The organism is Streptomyces triticagri (genome assembly GCF_003429565.1).
GTDB classification, from domain to species: Bacteria; Actinomycetota; Actinomycetes; order Streptomycetales; family Streptomycetaceae; genus Streptomyces; species Streptomyces triticagri.
The window spans coordinates 1-18,971 of sequence record NZ_QUAK01000003.1; the positions used below are offsets into that span (position 1 = coordinate 1).

At 71.8% G+C, this 18,971-nt stretch carries 15 protein-coding genes and 2 pseudogenes; 8 read left to right on the top strand and 9 right to left on the bottom strand.

Features of this window, described 5'->3' with window-relative positions; translation table 11 throughout:
* Nucleotides 1-1,038 (bottom strand): annotated as a pseudogene (locus DY218_RS34705) (hypothetical protein); the annotation flags it as partial.
* A 340-nt stretch (nucleotides 1,039-1,378) separates the two neighbouring features.
* Nucleotides 1,379-1,855: a GNAT family N-acetyltransferase gene (locus DY218_RS00180; protein ID WP_128553846.1), complete on the bottom strand. Its 477-nt coding sequence runs from the start codon at nucleotides 1,853-1,855 to the stop codon at nucleotides 1,379-1,381.
* A 68-nt stretch (nucleotides 1,856-1,923) separates the two neighbouring features.
* Between DY218_RS00180 and DY218_RS00185 the strand changes: the two genes are divergently transcribed.
* From DY218_RS00185 to DY218_RS00195, 3 genes are all read left to right on the top strand, one after another.
* Nucleotides 1,924-2,739: an exodeoxyribonuclease III gene (locus DY218_RS00185; protein ID WP_233521275.1), complete on the top strand. Its 816-nt coding sequence runs from the start codon at nucleotides 1,924-1,926 to the stop codon at nucleotides 2,737-2,739.
* A gap of 45 nt (nucleotides 2,740-2,784) precedes the next feature.
* Nucleotides 2,785-3,147: a gamma-glutamylcyclotransferase family protein gene (locus tag DY218_RS00190; protein ID WP_128553848.1), complete on the top strand. Its 363-nt coding sequence runs from the start codon at nucleotides 2,785-2,787 to the stop codon at nucleotides 3,145-3,147.
* A 94-nt stretch (nucleotides 3,148-3,241) separates the two neighbouring features.
* Nucleotides 3,242-4,462, top strand: coding sequence for a DUF418 domain-containing protein (locus DY218_RS00195; protein ID WP_233521276.1), 1,221 nt, complete (start codon nucleotides 3,242-3,244; stop codon nucleotides 4,460-4,462).
* Nucleotides 4,463-4,482: 20 nt separating this feature from the next.
* Here DY218_RS00195 and DY218_RS00200 read toward each other — a convergent pair whose 3' ends face one another.
* Nucleotides 4,483-6,012, bottom strand: a complete 1,530-nt coding sequence (locus tag DY218_RS00200; protein ID WP_128553849.1) for a glycoside hydrolase family 43 protein — start codon at nucleotides 6,010-6,012, stop codon at nucleotides 4,483-4,485.
* 209 nt (nucleotides 6,013-6,221) lie between these two features.
* Here DY218_RS00200 and DY218_RS00205 point away from each other — a divergent pair, with 209 nt between their 5' ends.
* A complete protein-coding gene (locus DY218_RS00205) occupies nucleotides 6,222-7,220 on the top strand; it encodes a DUF6528 family protein (protein WP_128553850.1) in 999 nt (332 codons plus the stop codon).
* Between the two features lie 19 nt (nucleotides 7,221-7,239).
* Here the strand turns inward: DY218_RS00205 and DY218_RS00210 are convergent, their stop codons facing one another.
* Entirely contained in the window at nucleotides 7,240-7,905 is a 666-nt protein-coding gene (locus tag DY218_RS00210) for a MerR family transcriptional regulator (RefSeq protein WP_128553890.1), read from the bottom strand.
* 187 nt (nucleotides 7,906-8,092) lie between these two features.
* Here DY218_RS00210 and DY218_RS00215 point away from each other — a divergent pair, with 187 nt between their 5' ends.
* The 3 genes from DY218_RS00215 to DY218_RS00225 are packed head-to-tail and all read left to right on the top strand — an operon-like array spanning nucleotide 8,093 to nucleotide 11,489.
* The gene (locus tag DY218_RS00215) at nucleotides 8,093-9,628 is read left to right on the top strand and encodes a flavin-containing monooxygenase (RefSeq protein ID WP_128553851.1); all 1,536 of its coding nucleotides are present in this window, start codon (nucleotides 8,093-8,095) and stop codon (nucleotides 9,626-9,628) included.
* On the top strand, nucleotides 9,625-10,614 hold the full coding sequence (locus DY218_RS00220; protein ID WP_128553852.1) for an alpha/beta fold hydrolase: 990 nt from the start codon (nucleotides 9,625-9,627) through the stop codon (nucleotides 10,612-10,614). Before DY218_RS00215 ends, DY218_RS00220 begins: the two co-directional genes overlap by 4 nt.
* Nucleotides 10,611-11,489, top strand: a complete 879-nt coding sequence (locus DY218_RS00225) for an SDR family oxidoreductase (RefSeq protein ID WP_128553853.1) — start codon at nucleotides 10,611-10,613, stop codon at nucleotides 11,487-11,489. The genes DY218_RS00220 and DY218_RS00225 overlap by 4 nt, the downstream gene beginning before the upstream one ends.
* Before the next feature lie 105 nt (nucleotides 11,490-11,594).
* Here the strand turns inward: DY218_RS00225 and DY218_RS00230 are convergent, their stop codons facing one another.
* From DY218_RS00230 to DY218_RS00240, 3 genes are all read right to left on the bottom strand, one after another.
* Complete coding sequence (locus DY218_RS00230) at nucleotides 11,595-11,789, bottom strand: hypothetical protein (protein WP_128553854.1); 195 nt, start codon at nucleotides 11,787-11,789, stop codon at nucleotides 11,595-11,597.
* Nucleotides 11,790-11,962: 173 nt separating this feature from the next.
* Entirely contained in the window at nucleotides 11,963-15,226 is a 3,264-nt protein-coding gene (locus tag DY218_RS00235) for a S41 family peptidase (protein ID WP_233521277.1), read from the bottom strand.
* 168 nt (nucleotides 15,227-15,394) lie between these two features.
* Entirely contained in the window at nucleotides 15,395-15,745 is a 351-nt protein-coding gene (locus DY218_RS00240) for an SsgA family sporulation/cell division regulator (RefSeq protein WP_128553856.1), read from the bottom strand.
* A 283-nt stretch (nucleotides 15,746-16,028) separates the two neighbouring features.
* Between DY218_RS00240 and DY218_RS00245 the strand changes: the two are divergent.
* Nucleotides 16,029-17,177 (top strand): annotated as a pseudogene (locus DY218_RS00245) (serine hydrolase domain-containing protein); the annotation flags it as partial.
* A 380-nt stretch (nucleotides 17,178-17,557) separates the two neighbouring features.
* Here DY218_RS00245 and DY218_RS00250 read toward each other — a convergent pair.
* Nucleotides 17,558-18,409, bottom strand: coding sequence for a DMT family transporter (locus DY218_RS00250; protein WP_128553857.1), 852 nt, complete (start codon nucleotides 18,407-18,409; stop codon nucleotides 17,558-17,560).
* On the bottom strand, nucleotides 18,406-18,945 hold the full coding sequence (locus DY218_RS00255; RefSeq protein ID WP_128553858.1) for a YbaK/EbsC family protein: 540 nt from the start codon (nucleotides 18,943-18,945) through the stop codon (nucleotides 18,406-18,408). The genes DY218_RS00250 and DY218_RS00255 overlap by 4 nt, the downstream gene beginning before the upstream one ends.
* Nucleotides 18,946-18,971: the final 26 nt, after the last annotated feature.

The window sequence follows — 18,971 nt, forward strand, 5'->3', positions numbered from 1 at the left end:
CGGCGGTGCGTACGGCGGGTGGGTGGGGCGGGGTGGCACGGGGGATCCGTGCGGTGTCCCGGGGGCGGGCGGTCCGGGTGGCTCGGCGGCGGCCGGGGGCTCGGCGGGGCGCGGGGGCGTACCGGGGGGTCGCGGGGGCGTGAAGTGCCGTGGCGGCAGGGCGTCTTCGGTGCGGCCCACGACCTCGCCGGGGACGACGTGTGAAGGGCCGTCGGGCGGAGAGGCGGGGTCGGACACGGGAGGCGCAGAAGGAGCGGGACGAGGGGGAGGAACGGGACGAGGGGGAGGCTGAGGGGAAGCGGAGGCGGAAGCGGAACCGGAGGGCGCTGTACGAGTCGCCTCGCCCGCACCCGGCCGCGTCCCCCGCACCCGGCTTCGCCGCGGACCACCGGAGGCCGGACCGCTCGAGGCCGCCGCGCCGGCGGCCTCCCGATGTGAAGGTCCACCAGTACCGGAACCCGCACCAGAACCCGCACCGGACCCCCCACCCCCCGACGGCCCCGCGAACGGAGCGGCCACCGTGAGGAGTTCGATCCGCGCCCCGCGAAGCCGCACGGCGGAGTCGCCGGCGAAGTCCCGAAGCGCCGCGTTCAGCGCCTGCTCCGCCTCGCGCGGCCGGCCCGTGGGGTACGTACGGGATATGCGCTCGAGGTGCTCGCGCACCGGGCCCGACCAGGCCTCGCTCATGTCGCGGACGCCGTGCGCCACCACCGCCGCCGGGTTGACGATCCGGCAGGTCAGGCCGATCTCGCAGCGGAACGCGGCGGGCGCGTCACGGCCGGCGAGCAACAGGGCGAGCTGTAACCGGTGTTCGGTGGTGTCCACCGTGAACACCTCCTGCCGGCTGCCGTACCGGGCATCCGGCACCTGCTCGCCCGGGCGGACGGTCAGCGGCGGGCCGGATTCGGGGACCAGGACCAGGGCCCGTCCCGGAGCCGGCGGACGCAGGGTGTGCTCCGGCTCCGAGGGGCCGTGCGGGTGGGTGTACGGCAGGGTCCGGTGGTCGAGCACCGGGTCGTACGTCGTCGGATGTGCCACCCCGTCCCCCGTCCCCTCCTCGGTGCCGGTCGCCGCCCCGAGCCATGTGTGTCCGGATTCCTTGGTACCAGGGGGACGGCCGGGATCTCTCCCGAACGCGGGAGGAGAGAATTCAGGCAGGGACTTCTGCGGGCCCCCGGGTGATCAGAGCTTTTCCTGACCTTCCACTCGCTGTCAATCTCCTCGAACTGCAAGGACTTTGCCCAACTTGCCTGGTGTCAAAGCCTCTTGACGCCTCACATGTGCGGGCGGCAATTGCCGGTGAACGGGAGGTGCCGGGCGCGGGTATTCGCTTTCCGTTCGTGGTTCGCCGGTGAACGCCGGGGAGTATCCGTGAACATCACAGGGTCTTGGCGAAGCAGCGGCTCTCCTCGTGGAAGCGGTACAGGCCGAATTTGTCGCAGGGCGTGTAGCCGCTCGTCTCGTAGAGCCGGATCGCCTCCGGCTGCATGGTGCCGGTCTCGAGGACCATCCGGACGCGGCCGGCCGACCGGGCGTCGTCCTCCAGGGCGGCGAGGATGCGCCGGGCGAGGCCGAGGCCGCGCGCCTCGGGGGTGACGTACATCCGCTTCAGCTCGGCGTCCCCGTCGGCGTACCCCTCGTCGTTGGCGTCCTGGCGGCGCCAGCCGCCGGTGGCCAGGGGGTGCTCGTCGGCGTCGTACGCGAGCAGGTACAGGCCGTGCGGCGGTACGAACATGGCGGCGTCGAGCGGGGTGATGTCGCCGCCGTCGCCGTAGCGCTCGTCGTACTCGAGCTGTACCTGGTCGTTGAGCTTGGCCGCGTCGGGGTGGTCGAAGGCGGTGGGACGTATAAGCATGCTGAGTATCGTACTTCTATGCAGAATCGGGTGGAAATTCTTTACCAGTGTGCCGGTATCGTGCCGGGGTGCTGACTGTGACTTCCGTGAATGTGAACGGGCTCCGCGCCGCCGCCAAGAAGGGCTTCGTCGAGTGGCTGGCCGGGACGGACGCCGATGTCGTCTGCCTGCAGGAGGTGCGCGCCGAGCCGCATCAGCTGCCGGCGGGCGTGGGCGACCCCGAGGGCTGGCACGTGGTGCACGCGCCGGCGGCCGCCAAGGGACGCGCGGGGGTCTCCCTGTACACCCGGCGTGCGCCGGACCGGGTCGCGATCGGATTCGGGTCCGAGGAGTTCGACACCAGTGGCCGGTACGTCGAGGTCGATCTGCCAGGCGTCACGGTGGCCAGCCTCTACCTCCCCTCGGGCGAGGTCGGCACCCCGCGCCAGGAGGAGAAGGAACGCTTCATGGCCGAGTTCCGCACGTATCTGACCGGCCTCAAGGAGCGCGCCGCGGCCGACGGGCGCGAGGTCCTGGTCTGCGGCGACTGGAACATCGCCCATCAGGAGCCCGACCTCAAGAACTGGCGGGGCAACCGCAAGAACTCCGGCTTCCTGCCCGAAGAGCGGGCCTGGCTCGGCCAGGTCCTCGACGAGTACACCGATGTCGTGCGTGCCCTCCACCCCGACGTCGAGGGCCCCTACTCGTGGTGGTCCTACCGCGGCCGCGCCTTCGACAACGACACGGGCTGGCGGATCGACCTGCACGTCGCCACGCGCGGCCTCGCGCGGAAGGCCGTGAAGGCGTACGTCGAGCGCGCGGCATCGCACGAGGAGCGCTGGTCGGACCATGCACCCGTGACCTGCGTTTATGACCACCAGGGTGGGTCGGATTCGGCCTGTTAGCCTCGTAGGTCCGTTCGATTCGGAGAAGTTCAGGTGTTCCACGACATGACGTCCGCTGCCCCGCATGCCCTTTTCACCTACGGGACGTTGCAGATGCGCGAGGTTCAGCTCGCGCGCTTCGGCCGGCTTCTGGACGGGCGCCGGGATGCGCTGCCGGGATACCGGACCACGGAGCTCCGGATCACCGACCCCGAGGTCATCGCGGTCAGTGGGACCGACCGGCACCTGCTGGTCGTACCCTCCGACGACCCGGCCGACTCGGTCGAGGGGGCCGTCCTCGAGCTGACCGACGAGGAGCTGGCCGCCGCCGACGACTACGAGGTCGACGACTACGCGCGGGTCGAGGTGACGCTCGTGTCGGGGGCCCGGGCGTGGGCGTACCTGGAGTCCGCGCGCAGCGCCGTCTGATCGTTTCCGTCGCGCTCCGCGGGGTGAGTGACCGAGGTCGGGGCCGGCCGGACAGGCCGTAGACCAAGGTCGGTCGTCGGTCGACCTTCGGACGATGGCCGCTCAGGGGGTCGAGCCGTTGACTGGCGGCATGGCGACCGAGTTGGCCGGGAGTACCGGCGGGGGCACAGAACGGACCGGGCCGACGGACCTGGCGCGGCGGGCGCTCGCGCCCGATCTGGCGCGGGGCTTCCTGCTGCTGTTCATCGCGCTCGCCAACTCCCACTATTTTCTTCGGGGTTCGGAGGTCCTCGGGGGCTATCCGCAGCACGGATCCGCCCTCGACTCGGCCGGTACGTGGCTGATGGCGACCTTCGTCGACGGCCGGGCGTTCCCGATGTTCGGGCTGCTCTTCGGCTACGGAGTGGCGCACATCGTGCGGCGGCAGGGCGGGGCGCCGCCGCGGACCGTGCGGCGACTGCTGTGGCGGCGCGGTCTGGTCCTGATCGTCGTCGGCATCCTGCACGGGCTGCTGCTCTACGTCGGCGACATCCTGGGCGCGTACGGCGCGCTGTTGTTCGCGGGGGCCTGGATGGTGCGCTGGAAGGACCGCTGGCTCCTTGTGATCGCGGCGATGTTCCTCGTCTTCGTCTCGCTGCCGACCGAGGGTTCGCTGTCGGTCAGCAGTGATCCGCCGGACGCCTCGATGCTGCCGCCGGATGTGGGCACGATGATCGTCGAGCGTCTGCAGGTGACGCCGTTGGTGGCGCTCGCGGGTCCGCTCGGCTTCCTGTGCCCGTTCGCGATCGGGCTCTGGGCGGGGCGCCGCCGCGTCCTGGAGCGGCCCGAGCGGTACCGGATCCTGCTGTGGGTCACGGCCGTGGCCGGGATCGGCCTCGCCGTGCTCGGCGCGCACCCGGCCGCCCTGATGTCCTCCGGTGCCCTCGACGTCGCCGGTCCCGACGTACTGGAGGTCGTCGGACCGCTGCACGACGGCACGGGCGTCCTCGGCGGCTTCGGATACGCGGCGCTCGTCGCGCTCCTCGCGGGACGGCTCGAGGCGCGGAAGGGTCCCGCGGTGCGCGCGATCGCCGCCGTCGGGCAGCGGTCCATGACCTGCTACCTGCTGCAGTCGGTCGTCTGGACCGTCGCCTTCACGCCGTTCCTGCTCGACCTCTCCGGGACCCTGACCGTCACGACCACCGCGCTGCTCGCCGCCGCCACCTGGCTGGGCACCGTGCTACTGGCCCACCGGATGCAACTGCGCGGACAACGCGGCCCGTTCGAGGTCCTGGTCCGGCGGGTCACGTACGGGAAGGCGTCGTCCCGTACGTGACCCGGAGCGGACGGCAGCGGCTACTCCGCCGGCCGGATCGCGAGGTTGTCGAAGCGGCCGGTCGGGGTGGCGCCGGCGCCCTCCGGTCCGTTCACGCGGACGCCGTTCGTGCCCGAGGCGTACGTCGTGTCCATGACGGTGAGCTTCGGCTCGTCCAGGTCGTCCACATAGACCTTCAGGGTGGAGCCGACCGCCTCGACCTTCATCCGGTGCGTGTCCTTCGGGCGCAGCCGGGCGGTGGCGAGGGTGGTCGAGGTCTCGCCCTCCTTGCGGAGCACGACGCCGTCGCGGGTGAGGCCGGCGTAGTAGCCGTGGAAGCCGCCGGGGCCGCTGCCCGGTTCCGTGACACGGAAGGCGAGGCCCGCGCCGCCGCGGCGGTTCCGCAGGCTCACATCGGCCTCGTAGTCGAGGTCGGAGAAGTCGGTGTCCTGGAGGGAGAGGGCGGTTGCGGCGGTACTGCCGGTGTATGTGTCGTCCGCGGCGGACCAGGTGCCGTCGCCGTGGTTGCGCCAGCCGACCGCGTCGCCGTCGTCGAAGTTGTCGTGGACGCGCATGGTGACCGGCTCGATGGTCCCGTCGTCGCGGAAGTGCATCCGGTCGTAGGCGACGACCCGGTGGTTTCCGTCGGTCTCACTGAGCGGGCGGCGGTGGTAGAAGATGTACCAGATGTCGGTGCCGGGGATGTTGAGCACCGAGTTGTGGCCGGAGCCGCGGGCGACGGCCGGGTCCTGCTGAAGGACCTTGTCGAGCCGCTCGAAGGGGCCGGTCGGCGAGTCCGAGATCGCGTACGAGACGGAGTAGTCGGGGCCGGTCCAGCCGCCCTCGGACCACATCAGGTAGTACTTGCCGCCGCGTTTGAACATCAGCGAGCCCTCGACGTAGTTCTCCGGCGTGATCTCCTTGAAGACGCTGCCGTCGGGGTGGGTGCCGAGGCTGGTCATGTCCGGGTTCAGACGCACCACGTTGGCGTGTTCCCAGCCGCCGTAGTACATGTACGCCTGACCGTCGTCGTCGATGAAGACGTCCTGGTCGATGGGTTGCGCGCCGTTGTGGAACTTCGGGATCAGCGGCTCGCCGAGTGCGTCGCGGTACGGGCCCTCCGGGCGGTCGGAGACGGCGACGCCGATGCCGCCGACCTCGTCGTCGCTCTGGATGTCGTTGGCCGCGAAGTACAGGTAGTACTTGCCGTTCCGCTCGACCGGCGCCGGCGCCCACAGCGCCCGCTCCGCCCACGGGATGTCGTCGATCTCCAGGACGCGTTCGTGCTTCGTCCAGTGGACCAGGTCCGTGGAGGAGAAGGCGTCCAGACGGGTCTGCTCCTCGTAGGGACGTGAGGTCGTCGGGAAGACCCAGTAGCGGCCCTCGTAGACGGCGACGTCGGGGTCGGCGTACCAGCCGTCGACGAAGGGGTTGCCGGCCTCGGCGGTGCGGTGGTCGGGGGCGTCTGCGGTCGCTCTCTCCGCGCCGGGGCCGCCCTCGACGGCGGTCGCGGCGGGGGCGAGGAGGAGCAGGGCGGCGAAGAGGAGGGCCAGGGTGCGGAGTCGGGACATGGGGGCTGTCCTTCCGTGGGGGCGCGGGCGCCCGGTCCTACAACGTTGTGGACATCGTTGTCCGCCCGCTCGGACGAGATTCTTGTGACGTGACGGGTGCGCGTCAAGGTCGCCGTGTCGAGGGTTCACGGGTGAGGTGCGGCGTGGCAGATTGGCTGCGGACGACAGGGCGGATCCCGGGCCAACTCCACTTTCTGCAAGGGGACTTCATGGCGTACGAGGTGTCGCGGCGCGGTGCGCTGTTCGGTGCGGCGGGTGCCGGGGCGGCAGTCGCGCTTTCGGCCGCGAGTGCTCGCGCGGCGGCTCGTCCTCGGGTGCCGCCCGTGCTGCTGACCGAGCAGGCGTCCAAGCGGATCCTGGTCCTCGACCCGCGGCGGCCGGTGTGGGACCTGGCGGCCGATCCGGAGGCCGTCCTGTGGTCCTGCTCACCGCTCGGCGACCCGCAGTACGCGGATCTGGACCCGGCGGCCAGCTGGGTCTATCCGAGCGAGGCCAAGGTGCGCCGGCTTCGGGGGCGTACGTACGTCCTGACCTGTGCATCCTTCGGTTTCGCCGCCGTCGTCGAGCATCCCACCGGGCGGCGGTACTGGGCCGGGGAACTCGGCCCCGGTGACGATCTGCTCAATCCGCACAGCGTGGAGCTGCTGCCCGACGGGAACGTCGCGGTGGCCGGGAGCACGGGGGCGCTGGTGCGGGTCTACGCCGCCTCGCAGGGCCCGGACAGCACGACGTACGCCGAGGCGGAGCTCAAGGGGGCGCACGGGCTGCACTGGGATGCGCGGCGGCGGGTGCTCTGGGCCGTCGGGGACGACGAGTTGGTGGCCTACCGGGTCGGCGGGAGTGCGGGGCGGCCGCGCCTGGTGCGGACGTTCGGGGTCGCGCTTCCGGTGCCGTCGCCCGGTGGGAAGGCCGGAGGGCACGATCTCTTCCCCGTGGCCGCGAGTGCGGACCGGCTCTGGGTGGCGACCAGCGCGGCGGTCTTCCAATATGTGGTGAGCCAGGGGGAGTTCGTACGGCACGGAGTCTCCCGCGCGAGCGTGAAGGCCGTCGGGGACGATCCGCGGTCCGGGCGGGTGATCACCACGGTGCCGGAGGACGGCCTGGAGGAGACGTGGTGGACGCGGCGGGTGGACGTCCACGAGCCGTCGTCCTCGTACTTCCTCGTCGACGGCGGAATCTACAAGGCCCGGTGGTGGCTTCCCCGGTAGTACCCCGCGGGCCGGGCCCTCAGCTGTCCGATGCGCTCGAAGTGGCGTCGGCCGAGGCCGACTTGGCGCGGGACTCGTGCAGGCGCCGGTCCATCGCCATGGACAGTTCCGCCTCGACGACCGCCTTGGCGAGCGGTCGGAGGCGTTCGAGGTCGACGTCGGGTGTGTGGGAGTGGACCGTGGTGATGAAGAGGTCGGAGAGCTCCTCGGCGTGCACGCGGACGCGGCGGCCCGCCTCGAGGATCGCGGCGAGCGGGACGCCCTCCTGGATCAGGGCCACCGAGACGTCCATCAGGCGGCGGCTGATGTGCACGATCTCGTCGCCGTCGGTGGCCACATAGCCGAGTTCCAGGGCGGTCGCGAGATTCTCCGGGGTGACCTCGCCCTCGAAGCGGTCGGCCAGTTCCTGCGGGGTGAGGCGGACCGGGGTCTCCTCGGTGGGTTCGCCGAGGCCGAGGAGTTCGCCGATCTCGCGGCCGTTGTCGAAGGCGTCGGTGAGGTCCGCGATGGCGTTGAGGGTGTGGCCGCGCTCCAGCAGGGCCGTGATCGTACGCAGGCGGGCCAGGTGGTGCTCGTCGTACCAGGCGATGCGGCCCTCGCGGCGCGGTGGCGGGATCAGCTTGCGCTCCCGGTAGAAGCGCAGTGTGCGGACGGTGATGCCGGCCTTCTCGGCGAGCTCGGTCATGCGGTACTCGGCGCCGCCGCCGGTGCCGGAATCGTCTCCGCGTTCGTCTGCCACGTCTGCACCCTATGTTGTACCGCCGGTAACTTTCCTGGCCTCAACCCCTACCCATGAGTACGGAGCTGCTCTACTCTCCCAATCATGCCAGTGGTTACTGGCGGAGTCGCGGAACATTCGGGAGGCGGGCTGCATGGCCGAGCACGAGCGCGAGCGGGAACACGTGAAGGTGGCGGTGATCGGGACCGGTTTCGGTGGCCTCGGGGCCGCCGTCCGCCTCCGCCGCGAAGGCATCACCGACTTCGTCGTACTGGAGCGGGCCGGCGCCGTCGGCGGCACCTGGCGCGACAACAGCTATCCGGGCTGCGCCTGCGACGTGCCCTCGCACCTGTACTCCTTCTCCTTCGCGCCCAACCCGGAGTGGCCCCGCACCTTCTCCGGTCAGGAGCACATCTGGAAGTACCTCGAGCATGTCGCCGACACCTTCGGCCTCCGCCCGCACATCCGCTTCAACTCCGAGGTGAAGCAGATGCGTTGGGACAACGACGCGCTGCACTGGGAGATCGACACCAGCGCCGGCAGCATCACCGCCGAGGTCGTGGTGTCCGCCACCGGACCGCTCTCCGACCCCAAGGTCCCGGACATCGAGGGCCTCGACGGCTTCGAGGGCAAGGTCTTCCACTCGGCCCGCTGGGACCACGACTACGACCTGCGCGGCAAGCGGGTCGCGATGATCGGCACCGGGGCGTCCGCGATCCAGATCGTGCCCGCGATCCAGGCCGAGGTGGAGCGGATGACGCTGTTCCAGCGCACCCCGCCGTGGGTCATGCCGCGCGCCGACCGGCCGATCAGCGGCGCGGAGCGCTGGCTGCACCGGCAGCTGCCGTTCACCACCTCCGCCCGGCGCGGACTGCTCTGGGGCATCAGGGAGTTGCAGGTCCAGGCGTTCACCAAGCGGCCGAACGAGCTCGGCCTGGTCGAGAGCATCGCCAAGCGGAACATGAAGCGGGCGATCAAGGACCCGGCGCTCCGGGACAAGCTGACGCCCTCGTACCGCATCGGCTGCAAGCGGATCCTGCTGTCCAACACGTACTATCCGGCGCTCGCGCAGCCGAACGTGGACGTCGTCGCCTCCGGGCTCAAGGAGGTGCGCGGCAACACTCTCGTCGCATCCGACGGCACCGAGACCGAGGTCGACGCGATCATCTTCGGCACCGGATTCCACGTCACGGACATGCCGATCGCCGAGCGTGTGATCGGCGCCGACGGCCGCACCCTCGCCGAGACCTGGACCGGCGGGATGAACTCGCTGCGCGGCGCGACGGCCGCGGGCTTCCCCAACTGGATGACGATCATCGGCCCCAACACCGGCCTCGGGAACTCCTCGATGATCCTGATGATCGAGTCCCAGCTGAACTACATGGCCGACTACCTCCGCCAGGTCGACGTGCTCGGCGGCCGCGCGGCGCTCGACGCCCGCCCCACCGCCGTACAGGGCTGGAACGACCGGGTCCAGGAGCGCATGAAGCGCACCGTCTGGAACACCGGCGGCTGCAACAGCTGGTACCTCGACGAGAACGGCAGGAACACCACCATCTGGCCCGGCACCACCACCGAGTTCCGCGCCGCCACCCGCCGGGTCGACCTCGCCGAGTACGACGTACTGCGACCGGCGGCCCAGGCGAACCGCGCGGGCAGGCCCGCCGAGAAGGTGGAGGCGGACGCATGAGCCGGCTCACCCACGTCACCTCCGGGCGCTACGCCCCGCCGCCCGCCGCCCGCGAACTCACCGCGGTCTCGGCCGACGGCGCCCGCCTGTACGTCGAGGCGCACGGGCCCGAGGGCGCGCCCGCCGTCGTCCTCGCGCACGGCTGGACCTGCTCGACCGCCTTCTGGGCGGCGCAGGTGCGCGACCTCGCCACCGACCATCGCGTGATCGCCTACGACCAGCGGGGCCACGGGCGCAGCCCGGCCCCCGACGACCCCGACGGCTACAGCACCCGGGCGCTCGCCGACGATCTGGAGGCGGTGCTCGCGGCGACGCTCGCGCCGGGCGAGAAGGCCGTGCTCGTCGGCCACTCGATGGGCGCCATGACGCTGATCGCGGCCGCCGGACGGCCCGGACTCAGGGAACACGGCGCGGCCGCACTGCTCTGCAACACGGGCGCGTCCGACCTGGTCGCCGAGTCCACGGTGCTGCCGCTGCGGCCCGGCCGGCTGCGCACCCGGCTCACCCGCTCCGTCCTGGCCTCGCCGGCCCCGCTCGGGCCGGTCACGGCGGTGAGCCGGAGGGTGCTCAAGTACGCGACGATGGGCCGCGCTTCGTCCCGGGAGCAGGTCGACGCCTGTGCGCGGATCGTGCACGCCTGCCCGCGCGGGGTGCGCCGGGGCTGGTCGCATGTGCTCGGGACGCTCCGGATCACCGCGCACGTAGGGGAGTTGACGCTGCCCACCCGTGTCGTCACGGGTCTCGCGGACCGGCTCACCCCGCCGGTGCATGCGCACCGGATCGCCGCCGCGCTGCCGGACCGGCTCGGCCTGACCGAGCTGACCGGGGTCGGGCACATGTCGCCGGTCGAGGCGCCGGACGCGGTGAACCTGGCGATACGGGAGTTGGCCGGAGCGTATCTCGTACGCACGCACGAGCAGGGGCGCACGCACGAGCAGGCACGCACCGAGGATCCGGCACGTATCGAGGAAGGCAGGGCCGCATGAGCAGGGTCAGTCTCGAAGGACAGGTCGCAGTCGTCACGGGCGCCGCGCGCGGCGTCGGCGAACTGCTCGCGCGCAAGCTGTCGGCGCGCGGCGCGAAGGTCGCGCTCGTCGGGCTCGAGCCGGACGTGCTCAAGGAGGTCTCCGCGCGCCTGCACACCGAGAGCGACCACTGGTACGCCGATGTCACCGACCACGCGGCGATGGCGGGGATCGCCCAGGAGGTCAAGGAACGCTTCGGCAAGATCGACATCGTGGTGGCCAACGCCGGTGTGGCCGGCGGCGGTCCGTTCGTCGACTCCGATCCGGAGGCCTGGCGGCGGGTCATCGAGGTCAACCTCATCGGGAGTGCGGTGACCGCGCGGGCGTTCCTGCCGGTCCTGATGGAGAGCCGCGGCTACTTCCTGCAGATCGCCTCGCTCGCCGCGATCACCCCGGCGCCGATGATGTCCGCCTACTGCGCGTCCAAGTCGGGCGTCGAGGCCTTCGCACACAGCCTGCGGGCGGAGGTCGGCTACAAGGGCGTACGGGTCGGAGTCGGCTATCTGTCGTGGACCGACACGGACATGGTGCGCGGTGCGGACCAGAACGACGTGATGCGTGAGCTGCGGCAACGGCTGCCGTGGCCGTCCAACAAGACGTATCCGCTCGGGCCGGCAGTGGACCGGATCGTCGCCGGGATCGAGCGGCGGTCCGCGCATGTGTACGCGCAGTGGTGGCTGCGCGGGATGCAGTCGATCCGGGGCTATCTGCCGTCGGTCATCGGGTCCGTCGGTCAGCGCGAGATGAAGCGGTTCGAGCCGCGGCTCGGGGATGCGCCCACGGGTCTGGTCGGCGAGGGCGGCGCGGCGGACGAGCGGGCGCGGGCCGGCTCGTAGAACCGGGGGTTCCAGGCCGTCGGCCTGGCGGCCTCGTCCTCAATCGCCGGACGGGCTTGTGGAAGCTCGTCCGGCGATTGAGGACAAAAAGCTGTGCGGGGAGGGTTACCGGCCCTCGTCCGGCCGACGGCGTTCCGCCTCGCGCTCGCCGCGCTCGCGGAGCTGGTCGCCCTGCTCCTGCGCCTTGTCGCCCATGTCCGAGGAGCGCTCGGATGCCTCGTCCTTCTTCTGGCCGAGGGCGTCGGACGCCTTTTCCTTGAGCTCGTTGGCCTTGTCCTTGAACTGGTCCTGCATGCCCATGAGATTCACTCCTAGGGGTGAGGTGGTTCGGGCCTCGACCAGCGTGGCACGGGGCGACATTCGTCGCATGTCGGGCGGTCGCTCTCTGTTGCCGATGGCAGTGTCCCCAGGGGCTCTATATAGAGCCCCTCCGGCGATTGAGGAGTTTCGGGAAGGGGGGCGGGCCTGGGGACCTACCGCGGCGGCAGGGGCGGCCGGCGGCGGTCGGGGACGTCCGAGTAGTCCGGCGGCGAGGCGGGAGGGCTGCTCGACAGGAGATCCAGCGCCAGCTGCACCGCGTCGTCCAGCTGGGCGTGCCGCCCCTCCGCCCAGTCCAGCGGCGTACGAAGGATCTCCAGGTCGGGCGCCACGCCCTGGTTCTCGATGGACCAGCCGTACTCCTCGAACCATGCCGCGTTCATCGGCACCGTGATCACCGTCCCGTCCCCGAGCCGGTGCCGGCCCGTCATACCGACCACACCGCCCCAGGTGCGCGAGCCCACCACCGGCCCGAGGCCGAGCAGCTTGAACGCCGCGGTGATCATGTCGCCGTCCGACGAGGTCGCCTCGTCGGCGAGGGCGACGATCGGGCCGCGCGGGGCGTTGGAGGCGTAACTCACCGGCTGTGCATTGCGGGTGAGGTCCCAGCCGAGGATGGTGCGGGTCAGCTTCTCGACGACGAGTTCGCTGATGTGGCCGCCCGCGTTGCCCCGTACGTCCACGATCAGGGCGGGGCGGGAGACCTCCATCCGCAGATCGCGGTTGAACTGCGCCCAGCCGGAGCCGCCCATGTCGGGGATGTGCAGATAGCCGCACTTGCCGTGGCTCAACTCCCGTACCACGTCACGGCGTTTGGCCACCCAGTCCTGGTAGCGCAGCGGGCGCTCGTCGATCAGCGGGACCACCGCGACCCGGCGTGACCGGCCCTCGCCCTCCGCGGGCGTGAAGGTCAGCTCGACCGTGGTGCCGCCGGCCCCCGAGAGCAGCGGGAAGGGACCCGTCACCGGGTCGACGGGCCGGCCGTCCACATGTGTGAGGACGGCGCCCTCGCGCAGCCCCGCGCCCGCGAGCGGCGAACGGGCCTTGGAGTCGGAGGAGTCGCCCGGCAGGATCCGCCGGATCATCCAGGCGCCGTCCTTGCAGACCAGGTTCGCGCCGAGCAGGCCCATCAGGCGCTGGTAGTGCGGCGGGCCCTCGTTGCGCCGGGCCGGGGCGACATAGGCGTGCGAGGTGCCGAGCTCGCCGAGCACCTCGCGCAGCAGATCGGCGAACTCGTCGGGTGATGCGACCCGTTCGACCAGCGGGCGGTACTGGTCGAGGACCGCGGGCCAGTCGATGCCGCACATGTGCGGCTCCCAGAACAGGTCCCGGATCAGCCGGCCCGCCTCGTCGTACGCCTGCCGCCACTCGGCGGGCGGGTCCACCTCGTGCAGGATGCGGCGCAGGTCGATCCAGACCGTCGAATCGCTGTCACCGGCCTCGGTCGCCGGTGCCGCCCGCAGCTCGTCGTCGTCCATCACCACGATGCGGCTGCCGTCGCCGCTGAGCGCGAACCAGTCCAGGTCGTCGACGAGTTCGGTACGGGTGGCCTTGGCGATGTTGAAGTACTCCAGGGTGGGCCGGCCCGAGGTGTCCGCCGGATTGGCGAACGTCTCGCCGAGCGCGCCGGAGATCGGCCAGCGCAGCCAGAGCAGCCCGCCGCCGCTCACCGGCTGCAGACCGGAGTACTTGGAGGCGGCGACCGGGAAGGGCGTCACCCGGTTCGCCAGGCCCTCGATCTCCACGATCACCGAGCCGTCGCCCGTACTCTCGTCGGCCGGATCGAGACCGCCCGCCGCGGGCCGGCCGTCCGGTGACAGCGCGAACGGGGACGGGGTCGCGGACGACAGGGGGACGAGGTACGGGCGGCAGCCAAGGGGGAACGACAGGTCGCCGGTGTGCACGTCGTAGACCGGGTCGAAGCCGCGCCAGGACAGGAAGGCGAGATAGCGGCCGTCCCGGGTGAAGACCGGATTCTCGTCCTCGAAGCGGCCGTTGGTGACGTCGACGATCGTACGGTCCGTGATCCGGGCCATCTTGATCTGCCGCAGCGAGCGGCCGATCCCGGGATGCGACCAGGTCAGCCAGGCGCCGTCGGGGGAGAACGCGAGGTCGCTCACCGGGCCGTTGACCGACCGGATCAGCTCGGTGACCTCGCCGTCGCCCTCCTCGGCGGCGTCGACCAGGAGGACCCGGCCGTCGTGCGAGGCGATGGCGAGCCGCTCGCCCGCCGGATCCGACACCAGCTCCAGGACCCGGCCGAGCTTGCCGGAGGCGAGCCGCCGCGGCTCCCGCTCGCCGCTGGCCCTCGGCAGATACGCGATCTCGATCGTGTCAGGGCCCTCGGCGCTGGTGACGTAGGCGACCTGCCCGCCGACGCCCAGCATCTCCGGCAGCCGGATCCGTACACCCGGGGTGTCGGTGATGGTGCGGGCCGGGCCGTCGCGGTGGGTGAGCCAGTACAAGCTGCCGCGTACGGCGACGGCGCTGGCCCGGCCCGTCTCGTCGACCGAGAGGCCGTCGAGGTTCTTGGCGGCCGGGACCTGGTAGCTGCGGCGGCCGGGGCGCGGGCCGCCGAGATCGACCTCGAGGCGGCGCGGTACGGAGCCGGGGGAGAGGTCGTCGACCAGCCAGAGCTCGCCGGCGCACTGGTAGACCACGCGCTCGCCGTCGCCGGAGGCGTGCCGGGCGTAGAACGCGTCGTGGTCCGTGTGCCGGCGCAGATCGGTGCCGTCGGGGGCGCAGGAGTACAGATTGCCGGTGCCCTCGTGGTCGGAGAGGAAGGCGATCCGTCCCGCCACGAACATCGGGCAGTCCAGATGCCCGTCCAGATCGGGCAGCAGCCGCTCGCCGTGCAGCCAGAGCCGTCCCGTCGCACCGCCCCGGTAGCGCTTCCAGGCGGCCGGCTCGTGCGGCGGCTTCCCGGTGAGCAGCAGGGTGCGGCGCTCGCCGTCGACGTCCGCGACCGCGATGTCGTTCACCGGGCCCCAGGGGAGGCGGCCACCGGGGGAGCCGTCGGTGGACACGGAGTACGCCCAGCTGAAGTACGAGAACGGCTGGCCGTACGAGGACACCGCCAGGATCTCCGTCTGGCCCGAGGTGTCCGGGGGCGTCCAGCCGCAGACACGGGTGTCGGTGCTGCCCCAGTAGCTGAGCCGCCTGGCCGGTCCGCCGTCGACGGGCGCGATGTGGATCTCCGGGTCGAGGCTGCGCCAGGTCGTGTACGCGATGGTGGAACCGTCGGGGGAGAAGCGGGGGTGGCCGACGCGGGTGCGGTCCACGGTGAGGCGCCAGGCACGTCTCGCCTTGCCGGCGGGGGTGACGGGGGTGATCGGGGCGATCCACAGGTCGTCCTCGGCGACGAAGCAGAGGGTGTCACCGTGCAGGTGCGGGAAGCGGAGGTATGCGGCGTCACTCACGGGTCCATGCTTCGCCTGGGGTATACCGGGAGCAAGTCGACAGCTGACGCTGTCGGCGTGTGTCGCGGCCCGAATTCAGCCCCTCCGGCGTTTGAGATGGGGGTCCCCCCTGCTCGAGCGGAGCCGAGAGCTTGGGGGAGGGGTCCGGGGCAGCGCCCTGGGGCGGTCTCAAACACTCGATGGGCTGGGGGCGGCCGCCCCGTACGTTCGTTGGAGGAAGCGGATCAGGGGGACCACGTCGAACTGGAGGACCGTGACGCCGTCCGGTTCGTGGAACTCGAGGATGAGTTGGGCCCGGCCGCAGGGCCACACCTGTACCTCGCCGAGCTGCGCCGGCGCCCTCGCGCCCCGCTCGAGCAGCTCGCGCGGACAGGTCCATTCGTGCCCCCCGGGGAACGCGATCCGAACCGCCGGCGCGTCCGCGCCGATGTCGTATCGCAGGGCCGCCCGGATCGCCCGGCTGCCCTCGGGTGAGTCCGTGACGACTCGGCACCGTGCGTGACCCTCGACGACCGACATCACTGTCCCTCACCCTTTCAGGCCGAGCCATTTGTCCACCAATGTCGCATATAAGCAAGGACTTGAGCTACCCCGGAGAGCGCTCCGTGGAGATCGCGTACCCAGCAAGAGGGCGCTCAGCACCCGCCTCCGTACCCGGAATCGGCCGGGGAGGGCGGACGTTGCACCATGGAGCGAGCGTCACCGTGGCGCAGCGGGAGCAGGGAGTGCAGTGGTGGACGTCCAGGGCACGGTCGCGCCGGGTTACGAGCCCGTCAGGGACGCCTTCGTACGGAACTTCGANGGCACGGTCGCGCCGGGTTACGAGCCCGTCAGGGACGCCTTCGTACGGAACTTCGAGACGCTCGGCGAGCGCGGCGCCGCGGTGGCCGTGCACCGGCACGGCCGCAAGGTCGTCGACCTGTGGGGCGGGGTGCGCGACGTGGACGGCGAGACGCCGTGGCAGCCCGACACCGCGCAGATAGTCCGCTCGGCGACGAAGGGCGTCGCCGCCGCGGTGCCGCTGATCCTGCACCAGCGCGGACTGCTCGACCTGGACGCTCCGGTCGGGGCGTACTGGCCCGAGTTCAAGGCCCACGGCAAGGAACGCACCCTGGTACGCCACCTGCTCACCCACCGCGCCGGCGTCCCCGCTCTCGACCACCCGCTGACCTTGGACGAGCTCGACCGGGCGCCCGCCGCGGTCGCCGCACAGGCCCCCGCATGGGAGCCGGGCACGGCGCACGGCTACCACGCACAGACCTTCGGCTGGCTGGTCGGCGAACTCGTCCGGCGGGTCACCGGGCGCAGCCTCGGCCGCTGGATCGACGAGGAGATCGCCGGGCCGCTCGGGCTCGAACTGTGGCTCGGCCTGCCGGACGCACGGGCCGGCCAGGTCGGCCGGGTGGGCCGCCTCGAGCCGCCCGCGCAGTCGTCCGCGCTGCGGCTGCGGGCCAAGCGGAGCGTCGCGGAGGCGTACGCGGATCCCGAGTCGCTGACCCGGCGGGCGTTCGGCGCGCTCGCCTCGTACGACGAGAACGCGCCCGCGTACCGCGCCGCGGAGCTGCCCGCCTCCAACGGCATCGCGACGGCCCGGGCGCTGTCCGGTTTCTACGCCTCGCTGCTCGGTGAGGTGGAGCGGGGCGACGGGACGTGGGCGCGCTCGCTGTTCGTGCCGGCGACGGTGACGGCGGCGCGTACGGAGGAGTCGGCGGGGCCGGACCGGGTCCTTGTCGTCAACACGCGGTTCGGGCTCGGGTACATGCTGCACGGTGCGGCTTCGCCGCTGCTGGGGCCGGGGTCCTTCGGTCACCCCGGCCGGGGTGGTCCGCTCGGCTTCGCGGATCCCTCGTCCGGGGTGGCCCTCGGCTACGTCACGAACGGCCTCCAGCGGGGGGTCACCGCAGACCCCCGAGCGCAAGCGCTCGTCCGGGCGGTGAAGTCGACGACCTGACCTCCGGTCGGGGTCTCCAGGGTGTCGGGCCTCCAGCCCGTCCCCCACGTCCAGCCCGTCCGGCACCACCTTCAGCCCGTCGGGCACCAAATCCAGCCCGTCCGGCGTTTGAGGACGTGGCCGCCAGGCCGATGCGTTTCAGCCCGTAGGGCACTCTCTCAGCCCGTCCGGCGTTTGAGGACGTCTTTTGACCGGCGGTCAAGCACGTGGCTTCCAGGGCTCCGCCCCGGACCCCGCTCCTCAAGCGCCGGAGGGGCTGATTGGGGCTCCGCCCCGGACCCCGCTCCTCAAGCGCCGGAGGGGCTGAGTGTGGTGCCGGAGGGGCTGAATATGGTGCCGGAAGGGCTGAACGTGGTGCCGGATGGACTGGACTGAGCCCGCTAGCCGGGCAGCAGCATCAGGGAGATGCCGAGGGCCATGACTCCCGCGGCCAGGACACGGGGGAGGCCGAAGCGTTCCTTGAAGAAGAGCGTTCCGATCCCCGCTCCCACGATGATCGACGACTCCCGAAGCGCCGCGATCGGCGCCAGCGCCGCCCGCGTCTGGGCCCAGAGCACAAGCCCGTAGGCCACCACCGACAGCGCCGCGCCCAGCAGCCCCCGTAGCGCGTACGGCCGTAGCAGGGAAGGCAGTTCGGCCCCGTGGCGGCGCAGGGCGAACAGGGGGATGGCCAGGCCCTCGAGGATCATCAGCCAGGCGACGTAGCCGAGCGGCGTGCCCGAGGCCCGCACCCCGACCCCGTCCACGACCGTGTACGCCGCGATCGCGAGCCCCGTGGCGACCGCCGCCACCAGCGCGGCCCAGTGCGGCCGCCGCCCCGAGCCGCGGATGCCCCACAGGGCGAGCCCGACCAGGCCCGTGCTGGCGACCACGACACCCGCCGACTGCCAGGCGTCGATGCTCTCGCCCACGAACACCGCGGCCGCCACCGTCACCACCAGCGGCGCCGTACCCCGGGCGATCGGATACATCTGCCCGAAGTCCCCGAGGCTGAACGACCGCATGAGCAGCGTCATATAGGCCACGTGCAGCACCGCGGAGGCGAGGAGCGCCGGCCAGGCACCCGCCGCCGGGAGCGGCGCGAAGCAGGCGAGGACCGCGCCGATCAGCGCACCGCCGCCGGACACCAGCGTGAAGGCGAGCAGCTGGTCCTTGATGTGGTGCGCCATCGCGTTCCAGGACGCGTGGGTGACGGCCGCCAGGACGACGGCCGCGGCGACTGTCGGGCTCACGCGGAGCGCTCGGCGTCGTCCCCGGCCGACTGCTCACGTACGTCCACGAGCGCGCCGCCCGCGTGCGCGACCAGATCCTTGGGCGCCATCGGGAACACCGTGTGCGGGGTGCCGGCCGCCGCCCACACCACCGCGTGGTCGAGCAGCCCGCGGTCGGCGAGCACCCTGGTGCGGGTCCGGTGGCCGAAGGGCGGCACGCCGCCGATCGCATAGCCGGTGGTCTCCCGCACCAGGTCGGCCTTCGCCCGCGTCACCTTCTCGGCCCCGAGCTCGTGCCGTACCCGCTCCAGGTCGACCCGCGAGGAGCCGTCCATCAGGACCAGGACGGGCACCCCGTCGGCCGCGAAGATCAGGGACTTGACGATCTCGCTGAGCTCGCAGCCGATCGCCGCGGCGGCCTCCGCGGCCGTACGGGTCGCCTCCGGGAAGGCGCGGACGTCGTCGAGCAGCCGCTCGAGCCCGAGCTCGCGCAGGGCCTCGGCGAAGCGGGGGTGGGCGGCGGGGCCGGCGGGCGTGGCGGTGTCTTCAGTGCTCATGGACGGCCACGCTAGCTGTCGGTGTA